The following is a 15,423-nucleotide window of genomic DNA, read 5'->3' on the forward strand; positions in this document are numbered from 1 at the left end:
CCTGATTTGTATCAGGTTATGCGAGCAATATCGTTAAATATAGCGATACCCATAATCATAAACAGAAGCACGCCACCTATTCTGTAACCCCACTCCTGCACCGCTTCAGGCACAGGTTTGCCTGTGATCCACTCCACGGTAAAAAACATGAGGTGACCACCGTCAAGCATGGGCAAGGGTAATAAATTAATAATGCCTAAATTTACGCTTATTAAGGCAAGAAAACTCAAGAAGTACGCAAGTCCATACTCTGCACTTGTCCCCGCACCTTGAGCAATTGAGATAGGCCCATTTAAATTTTTCACAGACACATCGCCTGTAATGAGCTTACCTATCATGTCGACACTGAGTGTCATAAGACGCCACGTTTTATCTAGCGCCCTCCCAATAGCCTCTATAATGCCATATTGATGGGTAAACACATACCCCTCAGGCCAAGGCTCAAATGTTGGGCTTACACCTAAATACCCACTTTGCCCTTGTGGTGTATCGCGGCGCGCTATCGTGGCATGCAGTATCTGTGTTTGTCCATCCCTTTCTATTTCAAGCGCAACACGCTCTCCAGGGCTATCGACCACCACGTCCACCAAACCATTCCACGATGACAACTTGTTTCCGTTCATCGCAATAAGCGTATCGCCAATTTTCAGGCCCGCTTGCTGCGCTGCACTTCCCTCTCCAACAAAACCCACCTCCAAAGTAGGATCAGGTCGAAATGGGGTTAGTCCCAAACTGCTTAATGGAGACTCACTATCTGGGTCAAAGTTCCAAGAAGTCAGTGTAAATGTCAGTTCTTTTTCAACACCTGCTGAATTTTTAACCGTAACTTGCGCTTTTTCATCACCAATGTTTGATACAAGCTCAAAATTTACTGCTTCCCAATCTGGCGTAGCGCGAGAACCAATCTTTATGATTTCGTCACCATTTTGCATGCCCGCCATCTCAGCGATGCTGTCGGGTTCAACACTTTTAACCACGGGTTTAACTGTCTGAAGACCAACCAGGTACATTAGCCACAACGCAAAAAAAGCGAAAATAAAGTTTACCCCCGGACCGGCGGCAATTACCGCCATACGCTGTAATACGGGTTTATTATTGAATGCTTTGTCAGCTAGGTGCGGTGGTACGTCGTCAATACGTCCATCTAACATGCGAACATAACCACCAAGTGGAATCATCGCAATCACGTATTCGGTGCCTGATTTGCTCAGCTTGCGCCAAATTGGCTTACCGAAGCCTATCGAAAAACGTTCAACTTGAACGCCGCACTTGCGTGCAACATAAAAATGGCCCCACTCGTGAACAGCGACCAAAATGCCCAAGGCGATAATAAACGCTCCAAGGCTCCACAAAAACGCTAACACAGAAACTTACCTCTTATAATGTCGCTCGCTTTGTCTCTTGCTAAAACATCTTGCTCAAGAATTTGTTGAATAGACGATACTTTTACCATTGGCATGGACTCAAGAGTGGCTTCGTTGACCTTGGCAATGTCACAAAATTGAATTTGCCCTAAAAGAAAACGCTCTACCGCTACTTCGTTAGCCGCATTTAAACGCGTAGTCGCACACTGCCCTTCTTTGCATGCATCGATGGCAAGCTTCAAATTGGGGTAGCGCTTGAAACACGGTGTTTGAAAACTGAAATTGCTAATGTCAGCGAAGTCTAATGGAGTTACACCTGCTTCAATCCGTTCAGGAAATGCAAGCCCATACGCAATTGGCGTACGCATATCTGGATTCCCCATTTGAGCAATGACAGAGCCATCAATGTACTGCACCATAGAGTGGATAATGCTTTGAGGATGGATAACCACATCAATATCATCAGCACCCGCGCCAAATAACCAACACGCTTCTATAAATTCGAGCCCTTTATTCATCATAGTGGCAGAATCTATCGTAATTTTTCTGCCCATCGACCAATTAGGATGGGTACTTGCCTCATCAATACTGATAGAGGAAAAGGTATCTAGCGCACGCTCTCTAAAAGGTCCACCCGAGCCGGTAAGAAGAATTTTTCGAATGCCCGATGCCTCAAAATTTCCATATTGGAAGTCATGAGGTAGGCATTGAAAGATAGCATTATGCTCGCTATCAATCGGTAAGATTGTTGCGCCACTTTGGTTCGCGGCTTCAATAAATAGCGCGCCAGACATCACTAACGCTTCTTTGTTTGCTAGCATGACACGCTTGCCTGCTTTAACAGCAGCTAGTGTAGGCAGTAAGCCTGCAGCACCAACAATGGCGGCCATAACTGAATCGACTTCTGGTGCACTTGATACATCTTCAAGCGCTTGCGCCCCGCACAAAATTTCAGCATCTACGCGGTATTGCTTAGCTAACTCACAAGCCTTGTCGTACTGATTTTCATCAGCGACAACAACATAACGAGGGGCGCATTTAAGCGCTTGTTCCATGAGAAGGTCTAGCTGTGAATTCCCCGTAATAGCAAATACACGGTATTGTTCAGGGTGGCGGCTAATAACATCAAGCGTATTACAACCAATGGAGCCTGTAGCCCCTAGTATTGTTACCGTCTGCATTACGCCATCCAAGTTACATAGCAGAACGCAAATACCGGAAACGCAGCGGTAAGACTATCGATGCGATCAAGCACACCGCCATGTCCAGGTAGTATCTTGCCACTATCTTTAATTCCCGCACAACGCTTTAACATACTCTCGTTAAGGTCGCCTAGAGCAGATACTGCTACTGTAATACACCCAACAACAAAGTGAAGCCAAATTCGCGAAGGTTCAACCTGATAGTGCAATGCCGCAAAGGCGATAATCGCAAATGAAGCGGCAATACCACCTAACAACCCTTCTAGGCTTTTTCCTGGCGACACATTTGGACGAAGCTTGTGACGACCAAATTTAACACCCACGAAGAAAGCACCAATGTCAGCAGCCCATACAATACCCAGTACGTAGAATATTAAGGATGTACCGTAATGGTGGTCAACATCGTACAAACTTGTCTTGAGCGCAATTACAGCAACCCACGTAGGAATAAGAGTTAACGCACCAAATAACGTTCTAACGCCTTTGCTCTCTCGCCAAAACCCCGTATGTTTTGGATAGGCTAGCACCATAAACAATGACGCAATCCACCAAAAGACCGAAATTGTTAAAATACCTCTATACAATCCATGGAGTTGCCCTTGGTGCCAAATGCTATCTGCATCAACAATAAGCGAAAGCAGTATACAAATACTGAATGCACCCACTAAGTACATAAGCTTTTTGGGGCGCTCGCACACACCAGACATATTTGCCCACTCGTAAGCGCCGATACCGACGACACCCGCAATGGCAATTTCAAACCAAAAAATAGGAAGGAAAAGAATGGCATAAAGCGCCAGAGGCGCAAGAATTAATGCAGTTATTATTCGTTGTTTTAGCATAGTTTGCCCTTGGCTCCTGTTACCAGGGCGTGCCTGATAATCGCCTGCATGGTCTTAACCATCGGCAGTGACAACCTGCTCACCAGTAAGTCCAAATCGGCGCTGGCGAACATTGAAATCGTCTACGGCTAATTGAAACACGTCTTCGTTGAAGTCGGGCCATAGAACGTCGGTAAAATACAATTCAGCATAAGCACATTGCCAGAGTAAAAAGTTACTTATACGGTGTTCGCCACCTGTGCGAATCAGTAAGTCTAGCTCTGGAAGGTTTGCTGTAGAAATATGAGTATTAAACGTGTCTTCATTTATGCTATCAACATCAATGTCACCACATTTAACTTGCTGGGCCAGCTGCTTGGCAGCGTTGACAATATCCCAGCGACCACCGTAGTTGGCGGCAATATTAAGGACCAAATCTTTGTTGTCCTTCGTCATCTCTTCGGCTTTGCGAATCTTTTCTACAAGCTTGGCGTCAAACGCAGAAACGTCACCAATTACCTGTAATCGCACGCCGTTTTTATGCAGACGCTTAGCTTCGCTGTTCAACACAAGATTGAACAAGTCCATCAATACACTGACTTCTTCTTCTGGTCGCTTCCAGTTTTCACTGGAAAACGCGAATAATGTCAGTGATTCAATCGCGTTCTGTCTAGCAAAGCGCACTACAGCGCGCACTGATTCCACCCCGGCTTTGTGGCCAAAGGTACGAATTTTCCCTTTCTTCTGCGCCCAACGACCGTTGCCATCCATGATGATGGCAACATGCTTGGGGCCGGCAGATGAAACCGGCTCCATTACTTTTGTCGATTTGGCTGCGCTTAACCGCTTTCCAATCATAATACTGACTTAAACTTCCATTAATTCTTTTTCTTTGTCAGCAAGCATGCTGTCAACTTTCTTAATGAACTCGTTAGTAATTGACTGAATGTTCTCTTCTGCTGCACGGCTCTCATCTTCGCTGATTTCTTTCTCTTTCAGCAAATCTTTTACATCGCCATTCGCGTCGCGACGAATGTTACGAATAGCCACACGACCACCTTCTGCTTCGTTGCGCACCACACGGATTAAGTCTTTACGACGCTCTTCAGTAAGCGGAGGAAGAGGAATACGGATTGAACCACCCGCACTCATTGGGTTAAGGCCCAAATCAGATTGCATAATTGCTTTTTCTACCGCTTGAATGGCGCTTTTATCAAAAACAGTTAGCGCAAGTGTGCGGCTATCTTCAGCGACTACGTTAGCAACTTGCTTTAGCGGCGTATCAACACCGTAATAAGGGACCATAATACCGTCAAGAAGGCTTGGATGTGCACGACCTGTGCGAATTTTACTGAATTGACCCTTAAGTGCTACAAGGCTTTTTTCCATGCGCTCTTGCGCATCTAATTCAATTTCATCAATCACGATTTGTATCCTATTGTTCTTAATTAATCGTTGTCAGCGTGGCGGATCACAGTACCTTCTTTTTCGCCCATCACTACGCGTTTTAGGCAGCCTGGCTTGTTCATATTGAACACGCGAATTGGTAAGCTATGATCACGAGCCAAAGTGAATGCTGACAAGTCCATCACTTTAAGTTCTTTTTCTAACACTTCTTGATAAGTTAACTCATCGTAAAGCGTTGCTTCTGGGTTTTTAACTGGGTCATCACTGTAAACGCCGTCTACTTTGGTCGCTTTTAATACCGCGTCAGCCTCTATTTCAATACCACGCAAGCAAGCGGCTGAATCTGTGGTAAAAAATGGGTTACCTGTACCCGCTGAGAAAATAACAACACGGCCTGATTTTAGTAAGCTAATCGCTTCTGCCCAGTTGTAAGCATCACACACGCCATTAAGTGGGATTGCAGACATCATGCGCGCATTAACGAAGGCACGATGTAGTGCATCACGCATCGCTAATCCGTTCATCACCGTTGCTAACATTCCCATGTGATCGCCCACTACGCGATTCATGCCCGCCTTTGCTAGGCCTTCCCCGCGAAACAAGTTACCACCACCAATAACAAGGCCAACTTGAACACCGAGTTCAACCAGCTCTTTAATTTCTTGTGCCATTCTATCTAGCACTTTTGGATCAATACCAAAGCCTTCTTCACCCATTAGGGCTTCACCACTTAGCTTTAACAGAATGCGACGGTATGCTGATTTTGGTGTGATACTCATAGTTTGAAATGTCCTCGTAAACCCGTTTTGTCGTATAGCTTTCTTACTGTCTGAAGGCAAAAAGCATAGGACAAAGCGTTTTAGCATGCTTAACTGCTTAGCTTCACATCGTTGAGCAATAATGGCAACAACAATGAAGTGCAGCTATAAAAAAGCACCTCAAATGAGGTGCTTTGTAGTTTATCTAACTATTGCGTAATGCAAAAGACAAACGCTCAATTATTTCTTAGCAGCTTCCATTTGCGCAGCTACTTCAGCAGCGAAGTCTTCAGTCTTCTTCTCGATACCTTCACCAACTTCAAAACGTACAAAGTTAATTACGTCTGCGTTGTTGTTCTTAAGAAGCTCAGCAACAGAGATTGAAGGATCTTTAACGAAAGGCTGACCAGTCAAGCTCACTTCGCCAGTGAACTTCTTCATGCGGCCTGCAACCATTTTCTCAGCGATATCAGCTGGCTTGCCAGATTGGATAGCGATTTCGATTTGGATTTCTTTCTCTTTCTCAACAACTTCTGCTGGAACGTTTTCAGGCTTAACAAACTGTGGGCTTGCCGCTGCAACGTGCATTGCAACGTCTTTCGCTAGCTCTTCGTCACCACCAGTAAGGATAGAGATAACACCAATTCGGCCACCGTGGATGTAAGCACCTAGTGTATCACCTTCAACGTTGATAACACGGCGAGGAGAAATGTTCTCACCGATTTTAGCAACTAGTGCATCACGCGCTTCGCTAACTTTAACGCCGTTCATGTCTGCGTCGTTAAGCGCTTCGATGTCGTTGATGTTGTTAGCTGCTGCTACTTCTAGAAGCTCGTTACCGAACTTAAGGAAACCTTCGTCACGTGCAACGAAGTCAGTTTCACAGTTTAGTTCAAGCATAGTCGCGCGACCTGCTTCAACTTTAGTAAGGATTACACCTTCAGCTGCGATACGACCAGCTTTCTTAGCCGCTTTCGCTTGACCTGATTTACGCATATTTTCAATGGCTAACTCGATGTCACCATCCGTCTCAACCAGGGCTTTTTTACAATCCAGCATACCTGCGCCAGTACGTTCGCGCAGTTCTTTAACTAGTGCTGCAGTCACTGCCATTTTTCAATTCCTCAGCATTAAATTTTAAATTCGTTAGGTAAAAGGGGCGATACCGCCCCTCTCAATACGTCTCGTATTATAGCTCTGTCATATTATCTTGATATGACAGTTAGCAATCAGAATTACTCTGCTGCTTCTACGAAGTCGTCTTGCTCAGCTTGTACTTCAAGGTTGCTTTCGCGACCTGAGTTGATAGCGTTTGCAGCTGCATCCAAGTAAAGTTGGATAGCACGGATAGCATCGTCGTTACCAGGGATGATGTAATCAACACCGTCTGGGTTAGAGTTAGTATCAACAACACCAACAACAGGGATACCTAGGTTACGCGCTTCAGTGATAGCAATGTGCTCGTGATCTGCGTCGATAACAAAGATTGCGTCTGGAAGACCGCCCATATCCTTGATACCGCCAAGGCTGTTTTCAAGCTTGTCCATTTCGCGCTGAAGCATAAGTGCTTCTTTCTTAGTTAGCTTTTCAAACGTACCGTCTTGGCTTTGTTGCTCAAGATCTTTAAGACGCTTGATTGACTGACGTACTGTTTTCCAGTTAGTCAACATACCACCTAACCAACGCTTGTTTACGTAGTACTGGTCGCACTTAAGAGCAGCTTCTTTAACCGCTTCACCAGCTGCGCGCTTAGTACCAACGAAAAGGATTTTACCTTTCTTAGACGCAACACCTGAAAGGTAGTTAAGTGCGTTGTTGAAAAGTGGAACCGTTTTTTCAAGGTTGATGATATGAACTTTGTTACGTGCGCCGAAGATGAAAGGCTTCATCTTTGGGTTCCAGTAACGAGTTTGGTGACCGAAATGCACACCGGCTTTCAGCATGTCACGCATAGAAACATTAGCCATTTTATTTTCCTCTTGGGGTTAGGCCTCCATATACCCCTTGTATCGATTCAGAACTGCATTTAAGAAGTGCTGAACACCCCGATACGAAGTGACGGTATATGTGTGTTTTAATAAAATAAATTTACCCTCTAAAACGGTGCTTTTTGCACAAGGCAAACGGAGCTTTCCGTCAGGGCGCGCGCTTTATATCACAAGTCGCCACCAGTCTCAAGTTTTCAACCTTAAAACACGGCTATTTTAGTCATTCAGCGCTTGGTGTCTTTCCGCTGGCTTGCTCTGTTGACTCTTTTGGCGCCTTTGCAATAAAAATCATAATATACAACAACTTACCAATATTGGCCTGTTTAATGTTATACTTCGTATCATATTTATACTTATTGATTTTAGCTTTAATGATTTGAGAGGCGCTGTGTCAGCAATCATCAAAACCCCAGAAGAAATCGAAAAAATGCGCGTAGCCGGAAAACTGGCTGCCGAAGTATTAGAAATGATTACCCCGCATGTGAAAAAGGGTATAACGACAGATGAGCTTAATACTATCTGTCACGATTACATCGTCAATGAACAAAAGGCGATTCCTGCTCCACTTAACTACGGGCACCCACCTTTTCCAAAATCTATTTGTACATCAGTAAACCATTGTATATGTCACGGTATTCCGTCGGATAAAAAGCTCAAAGATGGCGATATCATCAACATTGACGTTACTGTGATTAAAGATGGTTATCATGGCGATACCTCAAAAATGTTTATCGTCGGCAAACCTTCAATTCTTGCCGAGCGACTCATTCGCGTTACTCAAGAATGCCTTTACAAAGCCATTGAGCAGGTTAAGCCGGGTATGCGTCTAGGTGATATCGGCCATATCTGCCAAACCCATGCAGAAGCGCATAACTATTCAATTGTTCGCGAATATTGTGGTCACGGTATTGGCGCTAGCTTCCACGAAGAGCCACAAATTGTGCATTACGGGAAGGCAGGGACAGGTGATGTTTTAGAGCCTGGTATGTGCTTCACTATCGAACCTATGGTCAATGCTGGGAAACGTTATTCTAAAGTCCTTCCAGATCAATGGACTGTTGTAACCAAAGACAGAAGTTTAAGTGCCCAATGGGAACACACGCTGTTGGTAACTGAGGACGGTGTTGAAGTGCTAACCCTGCGTGAGGATGAAACGTTACCTCGCGTAATTTCTCATAGTTGATAAAACGAGAAATTGCTGTATTGCTTAATTTCGAAGCAGTTGAATAAAGGTTCAACTGCTTTTTTTATGTCCATTTTCCATAACTTATCACTATTTTGTGACTTTTTTTATTTTCAGGCTTACCGCTATCCCGCACAAAATAAGGTGTGAGAAACTTACGATAAAAGTCGCCCGACAACCAGAAACATATTTGCAACAAATTATCATAAATATTCACATATCATCCCACACTATGCACCGTTTGGATACTGCGAAAACAGATCGATTCGTGTTATTGTTCGTAGCGTCTAAAAAGAAGTCTTTTGGAAAGGTACATTTTGAGCCTGCAATCACTGATTAAAAACATCGACACTATTAGTTCTGTTGCCGATATACCTGCAATAAAATCTTGTGTTGAAGCAAGTTATGTTTGGATATCGGCATCTTTTGACTCAACGCCTGTTAATCAACTGGTAACGGGTAGAGCGCAATTCATCGATGCACTGTTGTGCCACCTGTGGCAATTGTATGGCTTGGACACCGTGAGTGAATTATCGCTTTGTGCCGTGGGAGGATACGGCCGCGGGCACCTGCAGCCTCATTCAGACATTGACCTGCTCATAGTGAGTAAGAAGAAGCTTAAACCGGAAGTACAAGAAAAGATTGGCCAATTTATTACATTGCTGTGGGACATCAAACTTGATGTTGGGCAGTCAGTACGAACCATCAAAGAAACGGTAAAGCTTGCAAAAGACGATATAACCATCGCTACCAACCTAGTAGAAAGCCGCTTACTTTGTGGCAGTGAAACTACGTTTGAAAAACTGTGGGAAGAAGCCAACGGGCGAAACTCCTGGAGTAGTAAAGCGTTCTTCTCAGCCAAATATGATGAACAATTAAAACGTCATGCAAAATTCAACGGTACAGCCTATAACCTCGAACCAAATATAAAGGAAAACCCAGGATGCCTTCGCGATATTCAATCTATTGGCTGGGTTGCGAAAAAACACTTTAAAGAGTACGACGGCTGGAATCTTGTTGGCCACGGTTATTTTACCGAGCAAGAACACAGTGAATTAATTGCCTGTAGAATGCATCTCTGGAAAATGCGTTGTGCACTGCATCTAGTCGCAGGGAGAAGTGAAAACAGATTACTGTTTGACTACCAACCCGATGTCGCAAAGATGTTGGGGTACGGTGAAGAAGGTAAACCCTCGGTTGAAAAAATGATGCGTGACTTTTTTCGGACCGTCGCACGGGTTTCTGAATTAAATCAAATGTTGCTGCAACGCTTTAAGTACGACATGCTAAACCAAACTGTGCAGCGTACTTCAATCATTAATGAAGACTTTGAACTTCTCGACAACATGATTTCACCGCGTCATGAGCATGTTTTTACCTCTCCTGAAGCGATTTTAGATTTTCTAAATCTCATCACTAATACCCCAGAGGTACAAGGGTTAAGTACGATTTGTATTCGACAACTTCGCAATGCCCATCGCGCTTTTGAAACCGAGTACTTTGTTGAACGTCCTCAATGTCGTGAAAAGTTTATGGTATTAATGCGCCAACCAGAATTCTTTAATTTTGGTTGGGACATAATGCACCAATACGGTATTTTGCAAGCCTACTTACCTGAATGGGACACCATTGTGGGTATGATGCAATTTGATTTGTTTCATGCTTATACAGTTGACGAACACACGCATCGGCTTGTAAAGCATGTGAACTATTTCTTTTCAAAGGAAAATAAAGACTTTCCGCGCTGTGGTCGAATTTGTCGAAATTTAGATAAACCAGAAGTCCTCTACATCGCCGCCATCTTCCATGATATCGCCAAAGGCCGTAATGGTGATCATTCGACACTTGGCGCACAAGATGTTGCGAAGTTTTGCAAGCAGCACGATATCCCAAGTGACGACGCTGAAATGATTGCTTGGTTAGTCGAAAATCATCTGCTTATGAGTGTAGTAGCACAGCGTCGCGATATTTATGACCCTGACGTTATCAGTGAGTTCGCTGGCGCAGTAAGAAGCCATAACCACTTAAATCTGCTTTACACGCTAACGCTTGCAGATATACGTGCAACTAACGATAACTTGTGGAATGACTGGAAAGCGTCGCTTTTACGCGAATTATATTTAATGACTCAAAAAGCATTAGATAATGGCTTGCAATGCCAAGTTACGCTTAATGAGAGAGTAACCACTCACAAACACCAAGCGCGTCAAATATTGCAGGAGCGCGCTATCGACCCAATAGCAATTGATGCACTGTGGGCACGTTTGGATGATGACTATTTTGTGCGCTTTAAACCAACTCAAATTGCGTGGCACACTGACGAAATTTTAAAGGCGCAAGACGATTGGCTTACACCTGAGCATAGCGGCCTGTTAGTCAAAGCAAATGATAATAGTGCTAAGGGCGGAACTGAGCTTCTGATTTATGGAAAAGACAGAAAAGCGTTATTTGCCCAAGTCGCTTCGGTGTTAGATAGTCGTAATTGCTCAATCCATGATGCACATGTTACGGTGACTCGCGACGGCTATGTGTTCGATAGCATGCTAATTTTAGAAAACGACGGAACGCGATTAACATCAGACTCGCGCATCGCCTCTATCGAGAACGCCATATCGGCGCAATTAGAAAAGCCAGGCCGTTCCCATGAGAATAAGCGCAAACTACCGCGTCAAATGAAGCAATTAGATGTGCCAACTAAAGTGCGATTTTTCACGCTTAACGACGAAGCGACACTTGTTGAGTTAGAAGCGCTGGACGCACCGGGCATTTTAGCTAAAATTGGACACGCTTTCGTCGATACCAACACCACACTTAAGCTTGCAAAAATCGCCACCATTGGCGAACGCGCGGAAGACATTTTTATTGTCAGCAATGAATCTGGCAAAGCATTAACCCAAGAACAACAGGTAAGCCTTAAAAAGCGTATACTGTTTAAACTCGATCAACTTGAAGATATCACGATACCATGAATGAATTGAAAGCCATTATTGAAGACGCCTTCGAAAATCGCGACAGCATTAGCCCAACGTCGGCACCTGAAGATGTTAAAAACGCAGTAGCACAAGCTATTGAGCTACTTAACACTGGTAAAGCGCGTGTTGCTGAAAAAATAGCTGGCGAGTGGGTAGTACACCAGTGGCTAAAGAAAGCTGTACTGCTTTTCTTCCGCTTACATAATAACGATATAATTGAAGGTGCTGAAAGCAAATTTTACGATAAGGTACCACTGAAATATACCAACTATACTGCTGAGCAATTTGCTGCAGATGGCGCTCGTATCGTTCCGCCAGCGGCCGTTCGTACGGGTACTTTCGTGGGTAAGAACGCAGTGGTCATGCCTTCTTATGTCAATATTGGTGCGTTTGTAGATGAAGGCACTATGGTAGATACATGGGCAACTGTTGGTTCATGTGCTCAAATTGGTAAAAATGTTCACCTTTCTGGTGGTGTGGGGATTGGTGGCGTTCTAGAGCCGCTTCAAGCTAACCCGACCATTATTGAAGATAACTGCTTTATTGGCGCGCGTTCTGAAATTGTAGAAGGCGTAATCGTCGAGGAAGGCTCAGTAATCTCTATGGGTGTTTATATCGGTCAAAGCACGCGTATTTATGATCGAGAAACCGGTGAAATCCATTATGGTCGAGTACCTGCGGGTTCTGTGGTTGTTGCAGGCAACTTGCCAAGTGCAGACGGGAAGTACAGCTTGTACGCTGCAATCATTGTTAAGAAAGTTGATGCAAAGACTCGCGCTAAAGTAGGTATTAACGCTTTACTTCGCGGTGTTGAATAGCCTTTTGAAGGTAGCGATTTATCCGAAAAATGGCGCTTAACGCGCCATTTTTTTTGTCTTTACGCGATTAACTTATCTTTAATGCTATTCACCCACTCAACCACGTCTTTCTCTGGCTCTAATGTCTCCATTGCATCAACTTCTAATAAATCTGCAACGGCAGTCGCTTGAAGTTCATCAAGTAATGCTTGAAATTGCTTACCCGCGCCACAAAAGCTTTCCCCGTAGCTGCTGTCACCTAATGCCGCCACTGCAAATGGCTTCCCTGTTAACATTGGCGACTCATCCTTCAAGTCAGAAAATACAAATTCCAGATTAGGTGGCACATCGCCCTGCCCAGTGGTTGACGTAATAACAAGTAGGGCGTCGGCGTCTGTAAAGTCAGTAACTGAAGGATCACTTTCTAGAACGCAGTCTATCCCCTGCTGTGCTAAGTTTTCTTCAACTTGCTCCGCAACATGCTGAGCATTACCGTAAACCGTGCCCGCGATTATCGTTAATGTCGCCATTTTTACCTCTTTTAATTCATAATAAATTTATTACTTTCGCAACAAGCGAACACCATACTTAAGCGTGCATGTTACTTCGTTATTTTAAATGGCTGCAATGTATCTACTAGCCTTTGCATCTCTTGATGCATGCCCGTATTCACATCCACCCACTGGCCAGTAACAGGATGCGTAAAGCCCATATGAGTACAACTTAAGGCCAAGTTAGCAAAATTAAAGTATGCCTTTGCGAATTTGTTTTGTTTGCCGTCGCCATGCGTTGTATCACCAATGATGGGATGACGAATATGCACCATGTGACGTCTTAGCTGATGTTTGCGCCCCGTACTAGGATGAAGCTTTACTAACGAATATCGAGCACTTTGATACTTGCCTACTGGTTCAGGCACCTCAAAGTGTGCGATTGACTCATACACAGTAGTTGCTTGCTGAGGTGGCTGTTGGGGGCGTTTGTGTTTATCTGCAATTTTATCGTAGCGATATTTTAGTGCATAGTCGATAAGACCAGTATTATGTACAAAGCCGCGAACAACAGCGCGATACGTCTTTGTCACTTGTTTTTCCATCATTTGCTTGCCAAGCTGGGCAGCAATTTCTGAATTAAAACTAAATAGCAAAACGCCAGATGTAGGTCTATCCAACCGGTGAGCGGGGTAAACATGTTTGCCAAGTTGGTCGCGAAGGGTTTGCACTGCAAAAACCGTTTCATGTTTATCAATGGGGCTGCGATGCACCAATAAGCCAGGCGGTTTATCAATTGCCACTACATGCTCATCTTGAAAAAGCACATTTAGTTTTTTACTACTGAGACTTAACGCTTCCACTAGCTGTACTTCCCATCGATATTTTTAAAGGTAACCTGATATTGCTTCGCAATAGCATCTATTCGCTGCAATTGTTCCACAACGCCTTTACCCGCAGAGTCTTCATTAGTTGAGTGAAGATAGACCTCAGCGGCAGGGGCGATATTCATCGGTGGAATAGGCATCTTCTCATCCACAATCAAGCGCATTTTGGGAATAAATATAAATGCCAACCAGCTTTCAAATGGCATGGTGTCGATTGCGAAAGGTTCACTACTTTGCAATGCTTCTTTTGTAGGCACCTGTTCAGGCCACAAGCTTGCCTTTTGCATTGTAATTTCCAATACATCAAGCGCTGCGCTTAAAGCAATATAAGACACTGTTGACGTCACCTCGTTTAACGGCTTACTGCAAATTTTTTCAAATACTAAAATTGCGGCGCAGTATAGCATAGGAAACAAAGTTCGCTGGGCGTGTCAGAAAAAACAACAGCTGTGATAAACTTGCGCCTTAAAGCAAAAACATTAGCAGTAATTTCGGAATACACGATGAGCGCCAATAGCATAAATTCAATTAGCGAGTTTTTATTACACGCTGGTACAGAATATCAAGTATTTGACATGGGTCGCAGACTAACCCCTCTTGATAGCCAACAGTTCTTAGATATTGAAAATGGCAGCGCCTACGCCCCCTATCCTCGTCAGCAGCATGCGTGGTTTGGTATTGTTTTTTGGAATAAACGCGCTTCTAATCAGCATTACATTTGGTTTATTAAGTTACCGCTTGATGAGCAAGGGTTGGTTGTATCCGCAACACGAAATCATTTTTTAGAAATCATCGTTGATGCTTTGGGGCAATCTGTCGCCGACGACTCTGAAAAAGCGCAAACGCTACCAGATAATCCGTATTCCTTCGTCCCTGGTCAATCTCTACTTGCTCAGTTTAACGCATTCGTGAAACACACGCTTAAACAACCACTTAGTGAAGATGCTCAAAAAGTAGAAGCGTATATAAAGGCGCCTCAATTAGTCGATTGGCAACAAATATCAATGCAAAGTGTCGCTGACTTTGTTCACGGTCTCAAAAGCCACGAACACTATGACGCCATCGTTAGCGCGTTTTGCACTAACAAGGCGCTTTATTCGGACGTTTTTCTCAATACCTTCTTAGAGATGAGTGAAAACATCTCATTGCCAGAGCAGATAGAAACATTTGCAATCGAACGCCTACAAATCAGCGGTGATGTTTCACTTAGCGCTCTGCGTGCACTCTCCAGTGATGTTTTTTCTAAGCGCATTAATACGCAATTAGTTGCACTTTTAAGACAAGAAGTATCTTCACGTCTAGATATTTTAAGTGTAATAGCCGCACGGCATTTCGAACAAATGGATGAAGTGCTGCTAGAAGTATTTTTAGAACAGGCGGCGAAAGTGGACGAAAAAGAAGGGCACAATGGCGCGCTATTTTCAGGCTTTTTTTCTGACTTAGTTCAAATCCCCAAGTTACGTCGCCAAGTGTTGACTTTGCTTCATTCTTCTACTCATTCTCAAAGTCTGATGAAAGCATTCAATCAACTCTTTGCTCAAGCGAGAAAGTGA

The 15,423-nt window shown here is 44.0% G+C and carries 15 protein-coding genes; 4 read left to right on the top strand and 11 right to left on the bottom strand.

Translation table 11 applies throughout. The features are described 5' to 3' along the window. Positions 1-11 precede the first annotated feature (11 nt). From rseP to rpsB, 8 genes are all read right to left on the bottom strand, one after another. The gene (rseP, locus tag LHL20_RS03955) at positions 12-1,364 is read right to left on the bottom strand and encodes a sigma E protease regulator RseP (protein WP_226432324.1); all 1,353 of its coding nucleotides are present in this window, start codon (positions 1,362-1,364) and stop codon (positions 12-14) included. Beyond that, complete coding sequence (ispC, locus tag LHL20_RS03960; protein WP_226432325.1) at positions 1,358-2,545, bottom strand: 1-deoxy-D-xylulose-5-phosphate reductoisomerase; 1,188 nt, start codon at positions 2,543-2,545, stop codon at positions 1,358-1,360. Before ispC ends, rseP begins: the two co-directional genes overlap by 7 nt. Then, positions 2,545-3,408, bottom strand: coding sequence for a phosphatidate cytidylyltransferase (locus LHL20_RS03965; RefSeq protein ID WP_159623655.1), 864 nt, complete (start codon positions 3,406-3,408; stop codon positions 2,545-2,547). Before LHL20_RS03965 ends, ispC begins: the two co-directional genes overlap by 1 nt. 54 nt (positions 3,409-3,462) lie before the next feature. After that, the gene (uppS, locus tag LHL20_RS03970; protein WP_226432326.1) at positions 3,463-4,245 is read right to left on the bottom strand and encodes a polyprenyl diphosphate synthase; all 783 of its coding nucleotides are present in this window, start codon (positions 4,243-4,245) and stop codon (positions 3,463-3,465) included. 9 nt (positions 4,246-4,254) lie between these two features. Continuing rightward, complete coding sequence (gene frr / locus LHL20_RS03975; RefSeq protein ID WP_071817377.1) at positions 4,255-4,812, bottom strand: ribosome recycling factor; 558 nt, start codon at positions 4,810-4,812, stop codon at positions 4,255-4,257. Between the two features lie 23 nt (positions 4,813-4,835). Beyond that, positions 4,836-5,573: a UMP kinase gene (pyrH, locus tag LHL20_RS03980; protein WP_159623659.1), complete on the bottom strand. Its 738-nt coding sequence runs from the start codon at positions 5,571-5,573 to the stop codon at positions 4,836-4,838. 219 nt (positions 5,574-5,792) lie between these two features. Next, positions 5,793-6,665: a translation elongation factor Ts gene (gene tsf / locus LHL20_RS03985; RefSeq protein WP_159623660.1), complete on the bottom strand. Its 873-nt coding sequence runs from the start codon at positions 6,663-6,665 to the stop codon at positions 5,793-5,795. 122 nt (positions 6,666-6,787) lie between these two features. Then, positions 6,788-7,519 carry a 30S ribosomal protein S2 gene (gene rpsB / locus LHL20_RS03990; protein WP_159623661.1) on the bottom strand — a complete coding sequence of 244 codons (732 nt, stop codon included), beginning with the start codon at positions 7,517-7,519 and terminating at the stop codon, positions 6,788-6,790. A 409-nt stretch (positions 7,520-7,928) separates the two neighbouring features. Between rpsB and map the strand changes: the two genes are divergently transcribed. The 3 genes from map (at position 7,929) to dapD (ending at position 12,513) form a co-directional block, all read left to right on the top strand. After that, positions 7,929-8,723 (top strand): type I methionyl aminopeptidase, encoded by a 795-nt coding sequence (gene map / locus LHL20_RS03995; RefSeq protein WP_226432327.1) that lies wholly within the window; start codon positions 7,929-7,931, stop codon positions 8,721-8,723. 317 nt (positions 8,724-9,040) lie between these two features. Then, positions 9,041-11,692 carry a [protein-PII] uridylyltransferase gene (glnD, locus tag LHL20_RS04000; protein ID WP_226432328.1) on the top strand — a complete coding sequence of 884 codons (2,652 nt, stop codon included), beginning with the start codon at positions 9,041-9,043 and terminating at the stop codon, positions 11,690-11,692. Then, positions 11,689-12,513 (top strand): 2,3,4,5-tetrahydropyridine-2,6-dicarboxylate N-succinyltransferase, encoded by an 825-nt coding sequence (gene dapD / locus LHL20_RS04005; protein WP_159623664.1) that lies wholly within the window; start codon positions 11,689-11,691, stop codon positions 12,511-12,513. The genes glnD and dapD overlap by 4 nt, the downstream gene beginning before the upstream one ends. A 59-nt stretch (positions 12,514-12,572) precedes the next feature. On the opposite strand, the gene LHL20_RS04010 is transcribed toward dapD, so the two are convergent. The 3 genes from LHL20_RS04010 to LHL20_RS04020 form a co-directional block, all read right to left on the bottom strand. Then, positions 12,573-13,022: a flavodoxin gene (locus LHL20_RS04010; protein WP_226432329.1), complete on the bottom strand. Its 450-nt coding sequence runs from the start codon at positions 13,020-13,022 to the stop codon at positions 12,573-12,575. A 71-nt stretch (positions 13,023-13,093) separates the two neighbouring features. After that, on the bottom strand, positions 13,094-13,846 hold the full coding sequence (locus LHL20_RS04015) for a pseudouridine synthase (protein ID WP_226432330.1): 753 nt from the start codon (positions 13,844-13,846) through the stop codon (positions 13,094-13,096). Next, positions 13,846-14,205 (bottom strand): YqcC family protein, encoded by a 360-nt coding sequence (locus LHL20_RS04020; protein WP_226432331.1) that lies wholly within the window; start codon positions 14,203-14,205, stop codon positions 13,846-13,848. The genes LHL20_RS04015 and LHL20_RS04020 overlap by 1 nt, the downstream gene beginning before the upstream one ends. A gap of 168 nt (positions 14,206-14,373) precedes the next feature. On the opposite strand from LHL20_RS04020, the gene LHL20_RS04025 reads away from it, so the two are divergent. Continuing rightward, positions 14,374-15,423: a DUF3549 family protein gene (locus tag LHL20_RS04025; RefSeq protein ID WP_226432332.1), complete on the top strand. Its 1,050-nt coding sequence runs from the start codon at positions 14,374-14,376 to the stop codon at positions 15,421-15,423.

Origin of the sequence: Alteromonas sp. McT4-15, assembly GCF_020515205.1 — a bacterium.
In the GTDB taxonomy this organism is placed as follows: domain Bacteria; phylum Pseudomonadota; class Gammaproteobacteria; order Enterobacterales; family Alteromonadaceae; genus Alteromonas.